The sequence below is a fragment of the Kiloniella sp. EL199 genome, from assembly GCF_900313065.1.
Lineage (GTDB): Bacteria > Pseudomonadota > Alphaproteobacteria > Kiloniellales > Kiloniellaceae > Kiloniella.
Map to the genome: position 1 here is coordinate 1 of NZ_OMPU01000010.1, position 20752 is coordinate 20752.

Sequence of the window (20752 nt, forward strand, 5' to 3'; positions counted from 1 at the left end):
ATACTTCGCCTATCCAGGCTCGTTTCCTCACTACGTTCCGGACGCCTCAATGGCTTGCCTCACTAACGTTCGGTAAGGCTAAGCATCCATCGCAAAATTCCGAACGAAGTAAGACAAGGACACCATCGAATAAAATGGCGTCCGCCCGCAGAAAAACGAGGAAGCGAGAGCAAAGCTCGAAGCATCGTTAAAAGACTAATATCACCCGAACGCGGGGTGGAGCAGCCCGGTAGCTCGTCAGGCTCATAACCTGAAGGTCGTAGGTTCAAATCCTACCCCCGCAACCAATAAAATCAACGCCTTAGTGGAAACACGGTGGGGTGTTTGTTATTGTCGGGAGACTGCCATGTTATTTGACCGGGCCTAGGGATTCTCGTATGCACAAAGTCGTTTCAAGTTTTATGCTTTTTTCTTTGACTTTACGGCCTGTTACTAGATTGACAAGAATTTGTGCGGCGTCTTTACCCATTTTCCTGTGGGGTACATGAACGGTTGTCAAAGAGGGGGATACAATGCTGGCGAGCTGGAGGTCGTCAAAACCAGTAATAGAAATATCCTGAGGTATTCTAATACCCATTTTCTTGGCTTGTCTCATCGCACCCGCAGCGAGAACATCATTTCCACAGAGGATTACTGTCGGTCTTGTTTTTGTTTTTATGACTTTTTTAAAAGCTTCAGCACCTTCGTCTATACCGTAGGATGTTTCGTAAATCGTCAAGCTTTGTTCTTCGATGTTTGCATCTTTAAGGGCGGATTTTATACCCAGAACACGTTGATAGGCCCGGTCATTATTGTGCATAGAAGCAGAAATTACGGCAATATTTTTATGCCCCAGATCAATTATTTTATTGGTTAATTCTTTCATGGCTTCACAGTTATCAAAACCAACGGAGTACTGATTAAGATCTGGTCGAAATACCCAACTCAATACAACTGGAATATTTCGTTGCTCCAGAAACTTATATATTTTATCAGACCGATGAGCTCCAATGAGAAGTAATCCGTCAGCACCACGTGACACCAGTTTATGGATTTGTTCTTCTTCTATCTCCTCCCGATAGGATGAACTTGCTACCAGTAGCGTAAAACCATGATACTTAAGCTCTTCCTGAAAAGCCTGAAGACCCCGAGCAAAAATTGCATTTTCCATTGTCGGAATTATTGCGCCAATTGTATTTGTCCGTTTGGCAGCTAAAACACGTGCACCAAAGTTTGGTGTGTAGCCTAACTCAGTAATTGCTGACATAACTCTATCTCGAGTCGAGGCTGAAACCTGATCCGGAAAATTGAGACACCTGGATACAGTTGCTGTGGAAACTTTAGCGCGTTTCGCAACATCGGCTAAAGTTGGAAGAGCCTGATTTTTCAATTACTTTGTGATCTCCGTATTGTTGCTGAATTGGTTTTTATATCTACCGGGCATCAAGGGCTTTTAGACGACTTAACTATACATGATAAATGTAAGCGCTTGCAAAAAATAATGTAAGCGCTTACATTGTGCTTAATAACGAAACTAAATGATCACCAGACACGGGGGAGCTTATGCTCCGAATTATTGCAATTCTTCTGTTTCTTATCTTTGCAAGCAATGTCGTTTTGGGATCATCTGGACAAGCCGTCTTCCTTGGTGATGTGACAGAAATGCTTGTTCTTTTCGCTGCGGTTATCGCTTTTGTGGCGATGATTTTGCAAAAGGAAGCTGTTCAAAAAGAAAAAAACAAGAGCAGCTGAAAATATAGCCATTTGGGAGGCTTGAAATGGATAACGATCATAAAGAAATTGAATCAAACGAGCGCCGTAATTTTTTCAAACTGTTTGGATCGAGTGCTTTTACTGCAGCCGTTGTAGCTGGGGCTGCCGGCACCTTGTGGTCTGAAGAAGCCGCAGCGCAGACTGCAATTGAAGAAAATGAGCGTGAAAAAGCTGCTGATCATATTATGACTATTGCGACGGCCTATATTTTAGGAGCATCGCGGAGTTACCCAATTCTGCAGCTGGATCTAAAAGAGAACATTCAAAATGCAACGAATGGTAAGGTCTATGTGAAACTTGCACCTGGCGGTCAGTTGGGGGCTGGCGGGGCTTTGGCTCAGAAAGTTCAAACAGGAACAATTCAAGCTGCTCAGCATTCACTGTCAAACTTTGCACCTTTTGCTTCTACCGTTGATCTAATTAATATGCCTTATTTTTGTGGTTCTAATCAGCGATTTACCAACCTTGTTACCTCTGAGGCATGGAAAAAAGAAGTCCATCCAAAGGTTGAAGCATCTGGTTTCAAAGCACTGTTTTATGTTGTCATTGACCCGCGTGTTGTTGCCGTCCGTAAAGGAGGGAATGCTGTTATTACACCAAGCGATCTGGCTGGTGTTAAATTTAGAGTGCCTGGGTCCAAGATGTTGCAACAATATTACCGCCTTGTAGGGGCGAACCCGACACCAATCGCCTGGGGTGAAACACCATCTGCGATCAAACAGGGCGTTGCCGATGCTTTGGATCCATCTGTTGGGGCACTTTATGTCTTTGGATTTAAAGATATTCTAAGCCATGTAACCTTCACGCAGGCAGTTCCTGACAGTCAGGTCTATTCTTGCAATCTGGAATGGTTTAATTCCCTGCCCGCGGATGTTCAGGAAGCTATCGAATTTGCTTCAGAGATCACGGCCCAGCAAAACCTTGCTAAGGTTCCAGCTGCAAGAGCCTATGCTATGTCTGAACTCACTAAATCGGGTGTTGAATTTCACAGTCTGTCGCAGGATCAATTGGCAGAGTGGAAAGAAACCGGGGGCTATCAACATCCTGACTGGGATGTTTTCAAGAAAGAACTGGCGGGCTCCCTTGATGCTTTCTCAAAGCTGGAAGAAGCAGCATCTACTCAGGGACGTTATTACGTACATGACGCCTGATAAGATATATAATGCAAGGTTTCAAATTAATGGAACCTTGCATGAATATTTGTTTCATGGTTGAGGCCAAGCCAATAGTGCCTTTGGGCGCATGACTTATGGCAGGCTGAAAATACTGAATCCATCAACAAGTCTGAAAAATATTAATCTGTTTTAGATTATTGGTTTGGAGGCAAGCCCATGAAGGGTTTTCTGAAAGCCCTGGATTTGAATGCCGAACGGTGGGCATTACTGGTTTTCTATACAATGCTGGTTGTTACCATGGCAGTTGAAGTCCTGCGGCGTGAAATATTCAGCTACTCATCAATCTGGGGTGAGGAAATTGTCCGATATTCCTTCATCTATCTGGCATGGGTTGGGGCTGCTGCGGCTGTGAAAGAAAGAGCTCACATTCGTATTGATGTAGTCATGCACTATCTTGGCAGGCGGGCAAAAACGTTACTTTATATCTTCGGCGATATGGTGATGTTTGCTGTTGCGCTTGTTGCTTTGTACTGGTCGTTTGAAACAGTTCTTGTTTCTGCGAAGTTCGGGTCCGTCAGCCATGGTCTCCGCGTATCAATGGTCTGGTTCCTGTTTGCTGTGCCTTTTGGGTTTTCTCTGATGATTTGGCGTTTAATTCAATCTTTTTTACGAGATGTGAAAAGCTTGCGTGATGGAAATCCTGTGTATGAAGGCGATCGCCTGTTTGACTGATTGGGGAATTTAATGCTCTGGAACACTTTAAATCAGGCAGTTGATCTTGGATGGGATTTTTATCTTCCAATCCTTTTGTTTGTTGTGCTTTGCGCAACGGCGGTGCCTGTTTGGGCGTCTATTGGTGTCGCGGCAATTGCGATGCTGGTTATGTCTGGTGACTTGCCTTTATCTTTAATTGGCGAAAGCCTTTTTGATGGAATAGATGCATTTGCGCTAACGGCTGTGCCTTTATTCATCTTAACAGGGGATGTTCTGGTCAGAACAGGATTGAGCCGGAAATTTCTTGATGTGGCAGATGCCTTAACCTGTTGGACACGAGGTGGTTTTGGTTCTGCAACAGTCCTCGTTTGTGGCATGTTTTCAGCCATTTCCGGGTCGGATGCTGCGGGTGCTGCAGCTGTTGGACGTATGACAATAGATCGTCTTGTCGAGAGCGGGTACCCACGCCCTTATGCATGTGCATTGGTCGCAGCAGGAGCTTGTACTGGAATCCTTATTCCGCCATCGATTGCGTATATTATCATCGGTTTGGTTCTTGGAATATCGGCTTCAACACTTTTCCTTGCCGCTCTGGTCCCGGGACTGGCAATTCTTATATCTATTCTGATCACCAATATCGTGATGAATCGAATTTACGCTTATGAAGGCGGAGGTGAAATCTCAGCAGGGGAATGGCTGGGTAATGTAGGGGCTGCTATAAAATCTGGATGGTATGCTTTTGTTGTACCGGGGATCATTTTTTACGGGATTTTTTCTGGCCGCTTAACGCCGACAGAAGCAGGTGCTGTGGCAGTTGTTGTTACTGTTATTCTCGGGTTGGCTCTGGGAACTTTAAAGTTATCTGATTTCCCCTCAATGCTGGTTAGTTCTGCTAAGGTTAACGGCATTATTTTACCAATTATCGCCTTCTCTCTTCCCTTGGCTCAAGCGCTTGCAATTATGGGTGTGCCGCAAGGCTTTGTTTATTCCGTAACATCTTTGACCAGCGATCCCGTCATATTGATTTTATTGATGATCGGTATTTTGATTGCGGCTGGTTGTATCATGGAAACAACGCCTAACATTGTCATTCTGGCGCCAATTCTCAAACCATTGGCAGATAACATTGGTATGAACGAAATCCAGTTTTGTATCATGATGATTACGGCGCTTGGTGTTGGATTTATTACACCGCCTTTGGGTTTAAACCTCTTTGTCGTTTCCGGAATCACCGGTGAATCAATCCTCAAGATTGCGTCACGTGCTGTCCCCTTTGTCTTCTTTATGCTGATGGTTGTGCTGCTCATTGCGTACGTTCCAGAAATCTCGACAACACTTTTGCCTGATATTTACAAGTAGGATTAAGAAAGATGTCAATTACATATTTAAAGAAGGCAACTTTAACCTCTAAATCTGATGCGAATGATGTATCTGATATCGTTCAAAATATCCTTGATGATATTGAAGCTGGTGGTGATGCTGCTGCATTATCATATGCTGCCAGGTTTGATCAGTACAAAGGCAATGTCATATTGACAAAGGAAGAAATAGAGGCGGCAATTGCCTTGGTCCCTGATCGTTTGAAGCGTGACATCGACTTTGCACATGATAACGTGAAGCGTTTTGCTGAAGCACAAAAAACGACATTACAGGATATCGAAGTTGAAATCATTCCAGGCTTGGTTGCGGGACAAAAATCTATCCCTGTACACACAGCCGGATGTTACATCCCTGGGGGCCGATATAGCCACATTGCCAGTGCGATCATGACTGTGACAACAGCCAGAGTAGCAGGCTGTGAACGAATTATTGCCTGTTCGCCACCACGCCCTGAAGACGGAGTTGCACCGGCAATAGTTTATGCTGCGTATAAAAGCGGTGCAGATACAATCATGGCAATGGGGGGGGTGCAGGGCGTAGCTGCAATGACTTTTGGCCTGTTCGATTTGCCCAAAGCAAATATTCTTGTCGGTCCAGGTAATCAGTTTGTTGCAGAAGCCAAGCGTATACTGTTCGGACGTGTTGGGATTGACATGATTGCTGGTCCAACCGACAGTTTGATTTTAGCTGATAAAACCGCGGACCCAAAAGTGATCGCTGTGGACCTGGTGAGTCAGGCTGAACACGGTTACAACTCGCCTGTGTGGCTTGTAACGGACAGCCAGATGATTGCCGAAGAAGTTATGAAACATGTCCCTGATTTAATTGATGATTTACCCGAGTTGAATCGTGATAACGCAGCAGCAGCTTGGCGTGACTATGCCGAAGTTATTCTTTGTGACACGAAAGAAGAGATGGCCCGGACATCTGATCGTTATGCTCCTGAACACCTCACGGTTCAGGCCGAAAACCTGGATTGGTGGCGTAATCGTTTGACCTGTTATGGCTCTTTGTTTCTGGGGGAAGAAACGACCGTATCGTATGGGGATAAAGCATCAGGTACTAATCACGTTTTGCCAACATCTGGTGCTGCGTCTTATACAGGGGGACTTTCTGTTCACAAGTACATGAAGATTGTGACTTGGCAGCAATCGACGAAAGAAGCCTCCAAACGAATAGGAGAAGCGACGGCAAGAATTTCACGCCTGGAAGGGATGGAAGGGCATGCGCGGGCTGCGGATGTACGCCTTGCCAAATATTTTCCTGATGAAGTCTTTGACCTGACAGTGGGTTGATCCAATGCATAATCGTGTTTCCACTCTCTTTGATGTTAGGGGCAAAGTTGCCTGTGTAACGGGTGCCAGTTCTGGCCTGGGACGAAGAGCTGCAACTGTTTTGACAGGGGCAGGGGCAAAGGTCATTGGGGTCGCCAGACGTCAAGATGTTTTGCAAGAATGGCAGGCTGAATCTCACGGAGATACGCATACCATTTCTTATGATCTTTGTAATCGGGATAACATCGAAGATTTAGCTCGACAGATATGCGAACCGTATGGTTATCCAGATATCCTAATTCATGCTGCGGGTATTAATACCCGTGAAGCTGCCGATGATGTTACAGTAGAAGGATGGGACACGACCCTCGCACTTAACCTGACCATACCCTTTTTTCTGAGTAAACACTTGCTTGAAGGGATGAAGAAAAAACAATGGGGGCGTATTGTTAACTTTGCATCACTTCAAACAACGCGTGCGTTTCCAGGTGGCATTGCGTATGGAGCCTCAAAAGCTGGTATTGGTCAACTAACTCGTGCAATGGCAGAAGCTTGGTCTGAGTATGGAATTTGTATAAACGCTATCGGACCTGGTTTTTTTAAAACAGAACTGACTGCAGCTGTCTTTGCTGATCCGGAACGTGCATCAAGAAATGCTGCTCTGACTTGTTTGAAACGGAATGGTGAACCAGAAGACATGGATGGCCCTCTGCTATTCCTTTGTTCGGAAGCATCTGGATATGTCACAGGCCAGGTTCTGATGGTTGATGGAGGGTTTACTGCAAAATGAAAGCTTTGCTTTATATGGGCCCAAAACAACTCGATTATCAGGATGTCCCCGATGCTGTTCCGCAAGAAGGTGAAGAGCTGGTCTGTGTTTCTCATGTGGGGATTTGTGGATCGGATATGCATGCTTATCTTGGGCATGATGAACGTCGTCCAGCACCTTTGATCCTCGGGCATGAAGCAGCTGGTTTTATTCAGGGCGGAGAAAATGACGGGAAACGGGTCGCGATTAATCCTTTGGTTTCATGCCTGAAGTGTTCGGTCTGTTTATCTGGTCGTGAGAACTTGTGTGCAAAAAGGCAAATTATTTCGATGTTTCCTCGCGAGGGGGCTTTTGCTGAATTGGTTGCTATACCACGCAATAACCTCGTGTTTATTCCTGATCATGTTTCTTTGACTAAAGCAGCTTTAACAGAACCGATTGCTTGTGGATGGCATGCATCACGTATGGTTCAAGAATCTTTGGATAATTCAATCACAAAACCTTCTGCTTTAATATTAGGCGGGGGGGCTATCGGAGTAGGTGCGGCCTTGAGTATCAAGGCGCAGGGTGTTCAAAATGTAACTCTTCTTGAAACCAATCCTGTGCGCCGAGATTACCTTGCTCGTATAAGAGAAATCAATGTCATCGGGCTTAATGAACTAACTGATAATATCATGTTTGATATCGTTATTGATGGTGTTGGTTTTGCCGGAACAAGAGAGGTTGCAACTAAATATGTTTTGCCCGGAGGTGTAATCGCTCATATAGGGTTGGGCGACAATGAAGGTGGTCTTGATATTCGACGTATGACGCTGCAGGAAATTACATTTATTGGGACTTACACCTACACTCAAAAAGATTTTAATCAAACGGCGATAGCAATATTTGATGATCGTCTCGGTGAATTGAACTGGGTTGAAAAGCGTTCACTTTCAGAAGGTGCGCAGGCTTTTAAAGATATTTATGAAGGTCAATGTTCTGCACCTAAGATCATTTTACAGCCTGAAATTTTGCCATAATTTAAGAGACGCAATTATGTATAAGCGCATCATCCTTTCCCTATCACTGGCTCATGGTTTTGCTCACAAAGCGATGACCCTTGCGCGTAATCTTTGTGATGAAAAAGGGGAGATTATTGCAGTCCATGTTTACGAAACACCTAGTGGATCCGTACGCTTTTTTGGACGAAGATGTTGTTGCCAAAGCCTACGCAGCTGCTGAAGATCGCCTTGCTGAAAGAGTTGCAGGAGAAGAGGGAGTTCAGGCCAAGATGCTCAAAGGGCATTCGGCTCAGGCTATAATGGATTATGCAAAGGATATTGATGCCGATCTGGTGATCGTTGGTTCTCATAAGCCAGGGCTAAGTGATTATTTCCTTGGCTCGACGGCTTCGCGTATCGTTCGACATGCTTGCTGTAATGTTCATGTGCTCAGGCATCTGTAAACTTATTGAATGTATTGAATTAATTATTTCAGATAGGAGTAATTAGAGTGTTATCAATTGATAAGACGATTGTGAAGGATCTGGTGGCCAATGACATTAGTTTCGTAACCACGGTTCCTTGTAAGCAATTAGCTGGCGTCATTGATGAAATAGATAACCACCCTGACGTTTTTCATATTCCATCAAATAAAGAAGACGAGGGCATGGGGCTTTGTGCTGGTGCCTGGATGGGGGGAAAACGCCCGGCAATTATTATGCAAAATACTGCTCTTGGCGTCACTCTGAATACGTTAGCAACTTTGACACAATACTACCGAATGCCTCTACCGATGCTAATTTCTTACCGCGGGGAATTGGGTGAACCGGTCGCTTGCCAGGTCGAGATGGCGTTGCATACCAAAGCATTATTGGCACAAATGAACATCCCGACTTATCACTTTCATAAACGTGAAGATGCTGAGGAACTGGATAGTATTTTGAAGTACACTTTTATGTGTAACAAGCCTGTCGCCATATTAACCGATGCGACGTTTTGGGGAGGGTACTAAGTAATGATCCGTTCTGAGATATTGAAAGAGATAGCACCAGTTATCCGTAATGAATTGGTGATTTGTAATATCGGTATTCCGAGCCAGGAGCTGCATGCTATTGATGATCAGGCAACTAATTTTTATATGCTTGGTACGATGGGCTTGGCGTCTTCAATAGGGCTTGGATTGGCCCTTTCCCAAGAGAAAACCGTTGTTGTGATTGATGGTGATGGCTCTGTGTTAACTAATCTTGGTACTTTACCAACAATCGCGAACAATGTTGCAGACAATTATATTCTTCTAATCGTTGATAATGGATCTTATGGTTCTACGGGGGATCAGGTTACCTATGCCGGTAAAAAAACGTCTCTGACAGAAGTTGCCAGAGCTTGTGGTTGCGACAATGTAGTTGAGTGCTGTGCGGAAGAGACTGCTAAGGTTCTAAGGGATGCAATTACTTCGCGAAGAATGACAGTTATTGTCTCGAAGTGTGAAAGCGGTAATGCAAAGATGCCAGTGATAACAATGGATCCTGTTGTTATACGTGATCGATTTATGAAAGCAGTACAGGCATAAAACATGTTATTTGAGGCTGGTATACATTCGGTTGCAGATGCCCGTCGGTTAGCACAACGTAGATTGCCCTGGATGGTTTTTGATTACATTGATGGTGCTGCTGGTGATGAAACTGGTCCGGAAGCAAACCGCCGGGCTTTGCAGGATGTTCATTTGATGCCTAGAGTCTTGCGTAACGTAAGTAATCGCAGTCTGTCGGTTTCTCTTTTTGGTGAGGAAAAAGAGCGACCATTTGGTATTTGCCCTATGGGAATGTGCAATCTCTCAACTCCGGGCGCAGATCTCATGCTTGCCCGCCTTGCTGCTAAATACAAAATTCCCCACGGTGTTTCTACTGTTTCCTCGACTACAATGGAGGAAATTTACGAAACATCCGAAGGACAAGCCTGGTTTCAGCTCTATTTCAGTGGAGATGGGGTGGGCACGATGAAACTTCTCGAACGGGCCAAAAACATTGGCTATAAAACGCTTGTTTTAACTTTGGATGTACCTGAAGTGGGCCGTCGTCCTCGTGAACTACGTCACGGATTTAAGATGCCTTTTAAAATTGGTCTCAGCCAGTTTGTCGATTTTGCAATGCATCCCCGCTGGTCTCTTTCAACTCTTTTAGCCGGGAAACCCCAGATGGCAAACTTCGACGGCAAAGAATATGTTTTTGATCGTACAGAAAGCCGGGCCGCTGCGGATTGGAAAACTTTTGAACGTATACGTGATTCCTGGCCAGGAAATCTGGTAGCCAAAGGAGTTTTGGCCTGTGAGGATGCAAGGCGTTTGAAAGATTCTGGAGTGGATGCAATACAGGTGTCTAGTCATGGTAGTCGCCAACTTAATGCGGCGCCGCCTCCTATCTTGGCTTTGCAAGAAATTCGTAAAGAAATTGGGGAAGATTTTCCTCTTTTTTATGATTCTGGTATTCGTTCCGGTGAAGATATTGTCAAGGCGTATGCTATGGGTGCCGACTATGTATTCCTTGGTCGTGCTCTCCTTTTTGCATTGGCTGCGGGTGGGGAAAAGGGACTGGTAAGGTTATTTGAAATTCTTTCTCGAGAAATTGATATTTCTTTAGCTCAATTAGGTGCAACCAAGATTTTACTGGGTAAGGATAGAAATAAGTTTGGTGTATCTTTAACTGTTAAGCCTTGAGTATCCTTTGGTAAATTCATGAATATGAAATTCATTATTCTTTTGGAAGGTACAGGCATCACGAAATTCGGTTAACAGAAACATTGGCGATTGTGTGCTTTCGTAATCAATGAAGGGGCTGTACCAGTTTGAAAAGAAGCGGGTTTTGAGCTTATGAAAGACGCGCTTGTACTTAATATCAAGATCATTAAACTCACTCGTAATAGGTACTATGAATTGAAGTGAAAAGAAGATTTTCATATGAGGCAGTGTGGATAGATGAAAACGTTTCTTCATCGGCTTGTTTGGGCGGGTGTGTTTATCGGGGTGATCTTTCCTGTCGGGCTGATCCTGTTTTATCGGGTGCTACCGCCCTTGGTGACGCCTCTTATGGTGCTTAGAGGTACGCCTGTGAGGTATGATTTTGTGAAGTTGGAGGATGTCTCGCCAAACTTGGTGAAGGCAGTTCTGGTTTCGGAAGATCAACGATTTTGCGATCATACAGGCTTTGACTGGAGACAAATGGAAATCGTTTTGAAAGAGGCCCTTTACAAGGGATCAGCTTCGCGTGGAGCCAGCACGATTTCTATGCAGACTGCGAAGAACCTGTTTCTGTGGCCCTCACGCAGTAAAGTTCGAAAGCTTCTTGAGGTCCCGCTTACTCTGATGCTTGAAACATTGTTACCGAAGCGACGCATTTTGGAGCTCTACTTGAACATCGCGGAATTTGGCGATGGTATTTATGGTGCAGAAGCTGCTGCTCAAAATCATTTCAATACAACAGCGAAAAATTTAACCCGACGTCAGTCAACTCGCCTTGCCGCAGTATTGCCGAACCCGCTGACTCGAAATGCGGCCCGACCCAGTCAGAATGTGCAAAATCGGGCTGATAAAATTCGAAGAGGCATCAGGATTGCTCCTGCTTCCCTATGGTCTTGTCTCTAGTTTGTATTTTCACTCAAACAGCAGAGATATATTTTGCGGTTCTTTTGCTGTTAATCAGATGGTTTCCTTGATGAGTTAACTTGATCATTTGCAGTTGTTATCCATGAGAAAATATAGGGTGAAATAAACACAGATATCAGGTTTGCAGAGAAGTGTAATAAGTCACATGCTATTATATGAATGGAGAGCTTCAAGAAAGGTTAAGCGTAGTGCCGAAACACTTTACTATCGATTTAACTAAGCGGAGTTAAATCTTTATGATTTCAGCATCCATTCATGGGCCGGGTCGTTATGGAATTTCCAGATACGTTTGGGGCCAGCCATAACATTGAGATAATAGAGGTCATACCCGTGAGGGGCACCGCAAGGATGGTAACCTTTCGGCACCAAAACGACATTGCCATCTTCTACCGCAAAGGTTTCGTCCAGTGATCTGTCATCTGTATAAACTCGCTGGAAGGCAAAACCCTGTGCTGGGTTCAGGCGATGATAATAGGTTTCTTCAAGCAATGATTCATTTGGCAGTTTATCCTGATCATGCTTGTGAGGGGGATAGGAAGACCAGTGTCCACCGGGTGTTATAACTTCTACAACAAGCAGGCTGTCCGCAGGCTCGGTTTCGGGCAGAATATTGGCTACATGGCGAACGTTTGTACCCTGTCCACGTGTCTCTCTGCTTGCCTGTTCCGGCGAAATGACACGAGGTTTGAGGCGTTTATCAAGAGAGGATGTTACAGGGGCTGAGCAAATCGCCAATTCCACATTTGTTTTTGCAGTTAAAGACCATGTGCATCCTCCGGGGATATAAACTGACCAGGGGCCGCCCTCGAAAGGGGACATGCGTTCGCCCAGAGAGCCGAAGTCCTGACCATCTACGATGACCTGACCTTTGCCCGAGATGAAAACGAGACAAATTTCCCGGTCAGCTGTTTGTTTAGACAGGGTCTGATCTTTTGCAAGTTTATGGATATTAAAGCCAACATATTCCCAGTCAGCACTGTCGGGGGTAATTTCTATCACTTTTCCATTTTGGTCAGGTGCTGATGGTTTTATAAGTAAATGGCTCATTCTGATTTCTCGTACGCTTAAACGGGGTCATCTAAATTCAATTATTCATTGGTTGCTGTGTTCTGTTTTACGCTGCTTCTTCAAGCAAACCTGATTCCGGCAAGATCGCTACCAAACTAGCACAACTCGTTTTCCAAATTCGGCCCACTCTTCGCCTTTTAAGATCGGGTGTTTGAAAAGGCTTTGTTGGTATGGGCTCTTGTTCATGAAGCGCGTGTTGCTTTTTCGACTTCTATCCATGCATCTGTCAAACGGCGGAATTTATTTTCCATATCTGCAATTGCGGCTTTGTCATCAATCTCGCCCTTTAACCATGCATTTGCAGCGGCGGCAAATATTGTGCGTCCAACCGCGAAGCCTTTGACCCAAGGAGAGGATATCGCAGAGGCAAAAGCTTCTTTGAGTTCGTCTTCGGGTGCTTCCAATCCTAAGAGTACAATCCCCCGGCAATAGGGATCGTTTTCTTCGATTACACTGCTTATGTTTTGCCATGCAACGGTGCTGGTCTGTGGTTCCAGTTTCCACCAGTCCGGTTTGATGCCTAGATTATAAAGTCTGCTCATGACCGTGGAAATTGTTTCGTCATCAAGAGGACCATTTTTCCCTGCAATGATTTCAATAAGAAGTTCACGGCCAACTTTGCGTGCTGCTTCGTGAAGCCTTAACAGAGCTTTTTCCTGTTGTTTCTTGAGGCTTTCTTCGTCGTCTGGATGGTAAAAGCAGAGACATTTTACAACATGATCCACCGGCCATTCGTTCAAATGTGATCCCAAATCTTCGATCTGGTCAAAATCCAGAGGGCGAGAACCCGGTAATTCCACAGGACGCCCAATCCATAAGGGTTCTTTTGCGACATCAAACAGTGCTTTCACACCATAGGTACTGTCTAGAAGCATGCCATAATTCGGACGTCCCTGCGCGATATTGCTGGCTGCTTGTGCGGCTAATTGTTTGAAGTAAGAGATGTGATCGCGAGATACACCGGCACGATCGGCCATATCTTCTAGTTGTGATCGGTGGTCAATGGCAAAAGCCATGAGGCTTGTATCCGCCGGGCGTCGTGTTGTTGCCCAGTGAATGTGATTGATATCCTGATCCTTGCGTAATACATGGTATTTGCTGCCGATTTTCAGGAAGTATTGTAGTTCGTCCCATGTCGGAATCTCTGGCGAGCAAAGCAGGCGTGATACGGCAAAAGCACCACAGGCATTGGCCCACTTTGCACAGATCTCAAAGTCTTCACCCCGGAGCCACCCTCGTAAAAAACCGGACATAAAGGCATCACCAGCTCCAAGCACATTGTAAACTTCAACGGGAAAGCCGGGACCTGTGATGCCTTCTTCGAGATTTGCCGGTATCGTGTCAGGATAGACCACACAGCCCATAGGGCCGCGTTTGAGCACAACCACAGCCTTGGAAAGAGATCGGATGACTTTAAGGGCTTCGAGTGTGTTTTCCGTGCCGCCAGCAATGTGAACTTCTTCTTCGGTGCCAACAATAAGATCACAGTCCGCTAGAACAGATTGAAGGTGCTTTGTTACAAGATCCGATTTAATGAAACGTTCTTCACCGGCTTCATGACCGGCCAACCCCCAAAGATTGGGGCGGTAATCGATATCAAGAATAACTTTGCGACCTGCAGATTTGGCAATGGATACAGCTTTTTGGCTTGCAGCAAGAACATTAGGTTTAGACAAATGTGTGCCGCTGATGAGAACCGATTGTGATCTATCAATAAACGCAGGATTAATGTCTTCTTCACACAGAGCCATGTCTGCGCAATTTTCGCGATAGAAAATCAAGGGAAAAGTGTCATCATCCTTTACCCCCAATAGTACCAGTGCAGTCAGTCGCTCTTTGTCGGTGATGATACCGTCGGTAGCGACGTTTTCACGGGCCATTTGCTCTCGGATATAGCGCCCCATCTGTTCGTCTCCGACCCGGGTGATGAAGCCGGAATGCAAACCCAATCTCGACGTACCAATTGCGATGTTTGCCGGGCATCCGCCGACAGATTTTGCGAAGCTTGCCATGTCTTCCAGACGGCCACCAATCTGCTGACCGTAAAGATCTACCGAAGCCCGCCCAATGGTGATAACGTCAAGATCGTGTTGCTTTGTCATGATTTTTGTCATTTCTTCTTAACAGCTTCATACCTTGTTCTTGTATTAATGGAACATGTATTCTATAAAAAAGTCAACTAGGAATAAATATTCCTTATGGAGGGTTTTTTGATTGGTTTTGGATTAATCGGTGCGGGTCGGATTGGCCAACTCCACGCAGATAATATTGTGACAAACAGTCGGGCAAATCTGATTACTGTTTCAGATGCTTTTGTTGAGGCTGCAGAATCTTTGGCGGTAAAAACAGGTGCCAAGGTCTCGTCAGTTGAAGACATGTTGGCGCGAGATGATGTCCATGCAGTTTTTGTCGCTTCTTCAACGGATACTCATGCAGATTTTATCGAAGCTGGAGCGCGTGCAGGCAAAGCTGTTTTTTGTGAAAAGCCTGTGGACATGGATGCGGACAGAATTCGTTCTTGCCTTGACGTTGTTGAGGGGTGCAAGCAATCGTTGATGATTGGTTTCAATCGCCGTTTTGATCCTAATTTTGCGTCATTACAACGACGATTGTCTGATGGTGAAATTGGGGATATTGAAATCGTTACCATTCAATCAAGAGATCCTTCACCACCTCCGGTTTCCTATATTGAGAGATCCGGTGGATTGTTCAGGGACATGATGATCCATGACCTTGATATGGCACGCTTTCTTTTGGGAGAAGAGCCGGTTTCTATCTACGCCACTGGTTCGGCATTGGTTGATCCAACTATTGGGGATGCTGGTGATGTGGATACTGCACTTGCTGTTCTCAAAACTGCAAGCGGCAAGGTTTGTCAGATCTCCAACTCACGCCGGGCAAGCTATGGCTATGACCAGCGCATCGAAGTTCACGGATCAAAAGGGATGCTTCGCGCGGGAAATGTCCATGAAACAACTGTGGAAATCGCAACGTCTGCCGGTTTCAAGACTGATCCTGTTCAGCATTTCTTTCTAGAGCGTTACATGGCGGCGTACCGAGATGAACTCAATGCCTTTATCGATGTTGTCGAGCAGGGCAAAAAACCTTCGCCAGATGGTTACGACGGCCTTATGGCGCAGACCCTGGCAGATGCAGCAACAGAATCCTTGAAAACGGGTGATCCTGTTTCACTTGTCTGACCTCAAGAACGAGAGGCTATTTGATGACTTTGCCTGATACCTATGATGCATTGAGGGATGAATTGGCATTACGCCATGGTGAACTTAGCAAACGCTTGAAGCAGATCGCAGAATATGCACTGGATAACCCAAACGATATGGCGCTGGAAACCGTTTCTGCAGTTGCAGAACGTGCAAAGGTTCAGCCTTCGAGTCTTATCCGTTTTGCCAAAACTTTTGGATACTCGGGCTTTAGTGAAATGCAGAAGGTTTTTCGTTCGCGCCTTGTAGAGAGTGATTCCAGTTATAAAGAACGTATCCGATCATTAAGTAGAGATAACGTACGTCAATCCAATAGTTCCAGCGTGGTGCTGGACAATTTTATAGACGGTGGTGTCGCTGCGTTGAATAACCTGCGTGAAGTGCTTGATCCAGAAAATCTGGAACAGGTTGTTGAGGTTCTGGTGAGTGCAGATGTTATATATCTGGCGGCGCAAAGAAGGGCTTTTCCTGTTGCGAGTTATCTGGCGTATGCATTGGCACAGCTGGAAAAACGCTGTGTGCTTATAGATGGCAATGGCGGCATGTTTTTTGAACAGGCACGCTCCATCCGTAAGGGAGATGCATTGCTGGCGATTAGTTTTAAAAGCTATGCCCCTGAAGTTATTCAGCTCGTTAGGGAAACGAAGAACAAGGATATATCCGTCGTTTCGATCAGCGATGGCGTTTTAAGTCCTTTGGCTCAGCATTCAGATGTGTGTTTGGAGGTCGAGGAAGTCGAAGTACATGCCTTCCGGTCACTTTCTGCAAGCATGACTTTGGCTCTGACGCTGGTTGTGGCTTTGGGGCATGCTTTGGATCAAGAGGTTTGATTTATGATGTTAATTGGACAGCGCCCTTTAGGGCAAAGAGACTCTAGGGGCGCTGTCGAGTTTCGCCAGATGTTATCTAGCGTGCTTTTTAACTAGAAGGCTTTATTTGTCATCCTTTTTCATCTTCTGGAACTCTTTGTTGAGTTTGTATTCTTCAGAAGACACATGTTTTTCCATATCTGCAGTTCGGCGTTCCAGATCCTCGAACTCTCGGCAAAGTTCGGAAAAATCCAGATTGTCATCTCTGCTATATTCATGGGGTGACGTTTGTTCCGCGCCTGCATAGGCATATTGTGTTTGGTATTTACTGCTATTATTACCGCTCGCCCAGTTTTTTGCTTTGTTGGCCATTTTGTTGAACTTTCCCTCTAGCCGGCCAGGGTTATTTACCCAGTAGAGGGAGAGAAAAAAAACGATTAAGGTCAGAACAAAGTTTATAAAAAGACCAATAATAAAGGCGGCCAGAACAAGTTTTCGTGGTACGCCAAAGCGATCAGCGATAGCGCGCGTTACCCGTTTGACCGGACCGTGATGATGATAGGCCTGATAACTGTGACAGCCTGATTTTTTTCTTTGATTGTGCATTTGAATAATCCCGTTCTCTTCTGGTCGCTGTTTTATTTGGTGAGAGTGCTGTTGGTGTCTAGGCACAGGTTTGGTTGTCAATCCTGTTCAAGTACTTTTTCTAGTGTGGCAACGCGGTCAGCCAGCTTTTTCGCAACGTCACGCATCTTTAAAAGTTCTTCTTTGGGGACAGCAACCATACCATTTCCCAGGTCTTGTTTTTTCATCGTTTTCCACTTTGTTATGTAATGGAAAATGATCCAGAGTGGGGCGACGATAGACAGGAACACCACCAAGGGGACGAAGAAAGCTACAGCGAAGCTCATTGTTTTGTTTTCTTTCTCAGTTCAAAATCTGTTTATTCTAAATCCCGGCCACTCTGGACCGTTGCAGGCTAGGGGCATTATTTCTTGGACTTCGACATTTTTGCCTTCAATGCCGCAAGTTCGTCAGCGATTTCTGATTCTGCTTCCAGTTCCGAGAATTCATCGTTAAGCGTTTTGGTGCGCCCGAGGTCATATGAATCAGCTTCCGCATCCAGTTCTGTGATTTTACGTTCCAGATTATCGTAACGAGCCAGAGCGTCATCAACGCGCCCATCGTAAGTTGTCTTACGAAGTTTTACTCTTTTTTCAGCTGTATTTAAACGAATTTCCATAGACTTCTTCTTGGCCTTGGCTTCGTCCAGTTTTGCCTGAAGTTTTGAAAGGTCGTCGTTGGATTTTGCAAGGCTTTCTTCTATATAGCCAAGTTCAGCTTGAAGGGCGTCAGCTTGCTCCTCAATCTTTCTCTTTGCCAAAAGAGCGCCTTTGGCGAGATCGTCACGACCTTTTGAAAGTGCGAATTCAGCTTTGTTTGCCCATTCAGCCTTGGACGTTTCAAGTGCTGCGAGCTTTTTCTCAATGTCTTTTTTGTCGGCAATTGCCTTTACAGAAGATGAACGGACCTCAATCAAGGTGTCTTCCATTTCCTGAATCATTAGGCGGGCCATTTTTTCCGGTTCTTCCGCACGGTCCAACAGGGAATTGATGTTGGAATTAACAATGTCGGTCAGACGGGAAAAGATACTCATAACAATTTCCTTTCGAGGAGTAAGAATGCTTTGATCGATTGCATGAGGTGTGCCAATTCTAAATCATATTTAAAAACAATAACTTAGAGAATGGACTTGAAAATTCATCTACTAATTCCGATATTAATTAGCGAATATAGATAACTTATGTAGCTAATTATATGGATGCTCTTGTCAATATTATCGGGGAAGACCCACATTTCCTGGATGTGGTCGAAAAAGCCTCTCAGCTTGCTTTGATCGATAAGCCATGCCTAGTGGTTGGAGAGCGGGGGACGGGTAAAGAGCTATTTACATCTCGTTTGCACTATTTATCCCGACGCTGGGATGGCCCCTTGGTCAAAATTAACTGTGCTGCTTTAACTGATAGCTTGTTGGAGAGTGAGTTGTTTGGGCATGAACGTGGTGCTTTTACGGGGGCGCAACGGACACATGTTGGGCGGTTCGAGCGTGCGGATGGCGGTACTTTGATACTGGATGAGATTGCGACGGCATCCAGTGCGGTCCAGGAGAAAGTTCTTCGTGTTATCGAATATGGAGAATTTGAGCGAGTTGGTGGCAGTGAAACGCTTCATGTGGATGTGCGCGTAATTGGGGCTGCAAACGTTGATTTGCCAGCTCTTGCCGCCGAGGGTGGATTTCGGGCGGATCTGTTGGATCGTTTGGCCTTTGATGTTCTGACATTACCGCCTTTACGTGTGAGGCCCAGAGATATTCTGACGTTGGCTCATCATTTTGCGTTGGAAGTCATCCGGGAAGTTGGGCGTGATCTTTTTCCCGGGTTTTCAGAGAAGGCGCGAAAGCAGCTTGTCGGCTATGCCTGGCCGGGTAATGTGAGAGAGCTTAAGAACGCCGTTGAGCGGACGATTTGCAGATTACCAGTCTCTGAGGCAGCAATTGATGAAATCTATATAGATCCCTTTGATAGTCCTTGGCGGTTCGGAGAAGTCGAGAAGAAAAAACAAGATGCCATAGAGGCAGAGAGTGTCGTCGTTAATAATTTTGCCGAAGCGGTTGCCGGTTTTGAACGTGGTATTCTCACGCAGACTCTCGAGAAGTATCAATTTAACCAAACTGATGCAGCACAAGCCTTGTCATTGAGTTATCATCAATTTCGGAGACTCCTAAAGAAGTATGATGTGTCTGTGCGATCAAAATAAACAGCCCACACACTTTCAGAGCCTAGAGAGCCAGTTTCAGGAACTTTATTTTCCGGTGTAGCGTTGCGCGGCTTATGCCCATGGCACTGGCAGCAGCAGAAACATTGCCATTTGTGTGGGCGAGTGCCTGAAGGATAACCCGACGTTCCGCGCGTTCGTATTCTTTGGCATGATTGACTTCTCTGCCTCTGAGATCGGCAAGTAGAATAGGTTCTTTTATGGGGCCATTCTCAAGCCCATAGAGGCGACGTGCCCCCCGGGAGGCACCAATGACAAGTCCATCCTGATCAACCGCTAAAAGAGCCGTTTGCAGGGTGGAGGATATCTCGGGTTGTCCGTTAGGCGGTGTGGCGAGAATAATATCGACGTTGTGGTAGGTTTGCCGAAAATACTCTGATTCTATTTGTCGGGCGGCATCGATAACAGAGAAAGAGATAATCTTTGCAAAATCAGGTGTTAAGTCTGCACGGCTGGATGAGACGTCAATGGCGGCGAGTAAATGGCCTTCGTGGTCAAATATAGGCGCTGCGCTACAAGACAGGTTCGTGTTTTTACTATGGAAATGCTGATCTTTGTGGATCGTCAGGGGGCGTTTTTCAACGATACAGGTGCCAATGCCATTGGTGCCCTCGCTCTCTTCACTCCATAATGCGCCAGTGCAAAGGCCCCAATCATCATAGGTTCTGTCGTCACCAACGGCGCCTCTTCTGTCAACTGCGATACCGCTTGCATCAGCAAGGACAACGCAACAGCCTGCATTTCCAACGGCTAGATAAAGACGGTCAAGACTCGTCTCTGCAGTGTGAATTAACGGGCCGAGTTTTTCCCGAGCCTGTTTCAGTTCCGAAGAAGATATACGTTCAGGTGGTCGCGTGTAATCGGGGGAGAGTTGGTGCAAAAGTTTGGAGCGACGCCATGAAGCTGCGATTGCATTCTGAGCGGCGGCGTTTGTCTCTAATGTATTTTCCACATGTGCTGCGTGGTTATTTGTCGATCCCATGTTCGTTGCCTCAAGAGCATCTCACAGGCAAATACACAGCTGTATTCCGGATATTGCTCTATTCCTGACGTTTTTAGTGTGCCGTTTATTTGTGTATTGTTATACTACGGTTTCACTATCCCTTTTGTTCTTTTGTGTAGAACATTGTTTTGTTATGAGCGCTTGTTTTGCACTCTTGTTATTTCTTCACGTTAA

At 45.5% G+C, this 20752-nt stretch carries 22 protein-coding genes and 1 tRNA gene; 16 read left to right on the forward strand and 7 right to left on the reverse strand.

Features of this window, described 5'->3' with window-relative positions:
* The first annotated feature begins 210 nt into the window (after window positions 1-210).
* A tRNA-Met gene (locus D9A03_RS08505) sits at window positions 211-287 on the forward strand.
* 62 nt (window positions 288-349) lie between these two features.
* Here the strand turns inward: D9A03_RS08505 and D9A03_RS08510 are convergent.
* Entirely contained in the window at window positions 350-1369 is a 1020-nt protein-coding gene (locus D9A03_RS08510; RefSeq protein WP_120496783.1) for a LacI family DNA-binding transcriptional regulator, read from the reverse strand.
* Between the two features lie 173 nt (window positions 1370-1542).
* On the opposite strand from D9A03_RS08510, the gene D9A03_RS08515 reads away from it, so the two are divergent.
* The 12 genes from D9A03_RS08515 to mtgA all read left to right on the forward strand — a co-directional run bounded on the left by D9A03_RS08515 (window position 1543) and on the right by mtgA (window position 11621).
* A complete protein-coding gene (locus D9A03_RS08515) occupies window positions 1543-1731 on the forward strand; it encodes a hypothetical protein (protein ID WP_120496784.1) in 189 nt (62 codons plus the stop codon).
* A 26-nt stretch (window positions 1732-1757) separates the two neighbouring features.
* Window positions 1758-2903: a TRAP transporter substrate-binding protein gene (locus tag D9A03_RS08520; protein WP_120496785.1), complete on the forward strand. Its 1146-nt coding sequence runs from the start codon at window positions 1758-1760 to the stop codon at window positions 2901-2903.
* Window positions 2904-3083: 180 nt separating this feature from the next.
* On the forward strand, window positions 3084-3599 hold the full coding sequence (locus D9A03_RS08525) for a TRAP transporter small permease (RefSeq protein WP_120496786.1): 516 nt from the start codon (window positions 3084-3086) through the stop codon (window positions 3597-3599).
* 12 nt (window positions 3600-3611) lie between these two features.
* Window positions 3612-4940 (forward strand): TRAP transporter large permease, encoded by a 1329-nt coding sequence (locus D9A03_RS08530; protein ID WP_120496787.1) that lies wholly within the window; start codon window positions 3612-3614, stop codon window positions 4938-4940.
* A gap of 11 nt (window positions 4941-4951) precedes the next feature.
* Window positions 4952-6256: a histidinol dehydrogenase gene (hisD, locus tag D9A03_RS08535; RefSeq protein WP_120496788.1), complete on the forward strand. Its 1305-nt coding sequence runs from the start codon at window positions 4952-4954 to the stop codon at window positions 6254-6256.
* A gap of 4 nt (window positions 6257-6260) precedes the next feature.
* Window positions 6261-7025: an SDR family NAD(P)-dependent oxidoreductase gene (locus D9A03_RS08540; RefSeq protein ID WP_120496789.1), complete on the forward strand. Its 765-nt coding sequence runs from the start codon at window positions 6261-6263 to the stop codon at window positions 7023-7025.
* Entirely contained in the window at window positions 7022-8023 is a 1002-nt protein-coding gene (locus D9A03_RS08545) for an alcohol dehydrogenase catalytic domain-containing protein (RefSeq protein WP_120496790.1), read from the forward strand. The genes D9A03_RS08540 and D9A03_RS08545 overlap by 4 nt, the downstream gene beginning before the upstream one ends.
* A gap of 125 nt (window positions 8024-8148) precedes the next feature.
* Window positions 8149-8448: a universal stress protein gene (locus D9A03_RS08550; protein WP_216825425.1), complete on the forward strand. Its 300-nt coding sequence runs from the start codon at window positions 8149-8151 to the stop codon at window positions 8446-8448.
* Window positions 8449-8495: 47 nt separating this feature from the next.
* Entirely contained in the window at window positions 8496-8996 is a 501-nt protein-coding gene (comD, locus tag D9A03_RS08555) for a sulfopyruvate decarboxylase subunit alpha (RefSeq protein WP_120496791.1), read from the forward strand.
* A gap of 3 nt (window positions 8997-8999) precedes the next feature.
* Window positions 9000-9554 (forward strand): sulfopyruvate decarboxylase subunit beta, encoded by a 555-nt coding sequence (comE, locus tag D9A03_RS08560; RefSeq protein WP_120496792.1) that lies wholly within the window; start codon window positions 9000-9002, stop codon window positions 9552-9554.
* A gap of 3 nt (window positions 9555-9557) precedes the next feature.
* A complete protein-coding gene (locus D9A03_RS08565) occupies window positions 9558-10697 on the forward strand; it encodes an alpha-hydroxy acid oxidase (RefSeq protein WP_120496793.1) in 1140 nt (379 codons plus the stop codon).
* A 258-nt stretch (window positions 10698-10955) separates the two neighbouring features.
* On the forward strand, window positions 10956-11621 hold the full coding sequence (gene mtgA, locus D9A03_RS08575; protein WP_120496795.1) for a monofunctional biosynthetic peptidoglycan transglycosylase: 666 nt from the start codon (window positions 10956-10958) through the stop codon (window positions 11619-11621).
* Window positions 11622-11876: 255 nt separating this feature from the next.
* On the opposite strand, the gene iolB is transcribed toward mtgA, so the two are convergent.
* Complete coding sequence (iolB, locus tag D9A03_RS08580) at window positions 11877-12689, reverse strand: 5-deoxy-glucuronate isomerase (RefSeq protein WP_120496796.1); 813 nt, start codon at window positions 12687-12689, stop codon at window positions 11877-11879.
* Between the two features lie 203 nt (window positions 12690-12892).
* Window positions 12893-14812, reverse strand: a complete 1920-nt coding sequence (gene iolC, locus D9A03_RS08585; RefSeq protein ID WP_120497636.1) for a 5-dehydro-2-deoxygluconokinase — start codon at window positions 14810-14812, stop codon at window positions 12893-12895.
* A 96-nt stretch (window positions 14813-14908) separates the two neighbouring features.
* Here iolC and iolG point away from each other — a divergent pair, with 96 nt between their 5' ends.
* Both iolG and D9A03_RS08595 read left to right on the forward strand, forming a co-directional pair.
* Window positions 14909-15910: an inositol 2-dehydrogenase gene (gene iolG, locus D9A03_RS08590; protein ID WP_216825427.1), complete on the forward strand. Its 1002-nt coding sequence runs from the start codon at window positions 14909-14911 to the stop codon at window positions 15908-15910.
* A 23-nt stretch (window positions 15911-15933) separates the two neighbouring features.
* The gene (locus D9A03_RS08595) at window positions 15934-16761 is read left to right on the forward strand and encodes a MurR/RpiR family transcriptional regulator (RefSeq protein ID WP_120496797.1); all 828 of its coding nucleotides are present in this window, start codon (window positions 15934-15936) and stop codon (window positions 16759-16761) included.
* Window positions 16762-16863: 102 nt separating this feature from the next.
* On the opposite strand, the gene D9A03_RS08600 is transcribed toward D9A03_RS08595, so the two are convergent.
* The 3 genes from D9A03_RS08600 to pspA all read right to left on the reverse strand — a co-directional run bounded on the left by D9A03_RS08600 (window position 16864) and on the right by pspA (window position 18397).
* Window positions 16864-17346, reverse strand: a complete 483-nt coding sequence (locus D9A03_RS08600) for a hypothetical protein (protein ID WP_120496798.1) — start codon at window positions 17344-17346, stop codon at window positions 16864-16866.
* A gap of 77 nt (window positions 17347-17423) precedes the next feature.
* Window positions 17424-17651: an envelope stress response membrane protein PspB gene (locus D9A03_RS08605; RefSeq protein ID WP_120496799.1), complete on the reverse strand. Its 228-nt coding sequence runs from the start codon at window positions 17649-17651 to the stop codon at window positions 17424-17426.
* A 77-nt stretch (window positions 17652-17728) separates the two neighbouring features.
* A complete protein-coding gene (gene pspA, locus D9A03_RS08610; protein WP_120496800.1) occupies window positions 17729-18397 on the reverse strand; it encodes a phage shock protein PspA in 669 nt (222 codons plus the stop codon).
* Window positions 18398-18558: 161 nt separating this feature from the next.
* On the opposite strand from pspA, the gene pspF reads away from it, so the two are divergent.
* Window positions 18559-19557, forward strand: coding sequence for a phage shock protein operon transcriptional activator (pspF, locus tag D9A03_RS08615; RefSeq protein ID WP_120496801.1), 999 nt, complete (start codon window positions 18559-18561; stop codon window positions 19555-19557).
* Between the two features lie 22 nt (window positions 19558-19579).
* Here pspF and D9A03_RS08620 read toward each other — a convergent pair whose 3' ends face one another.
* Window positions 19580-20557 (reverse strand): GAF domain-containing protein, encoded by a 978-nt coding sequence (locus tag D9A03_RS08620; protein WP_120496802.1) that lies wholly within the window; start codon window positions 20555-20557, stop codon window positions 19580-19582.
* Window positions 20558-20752: the final 195 nt, after the last annotated feature.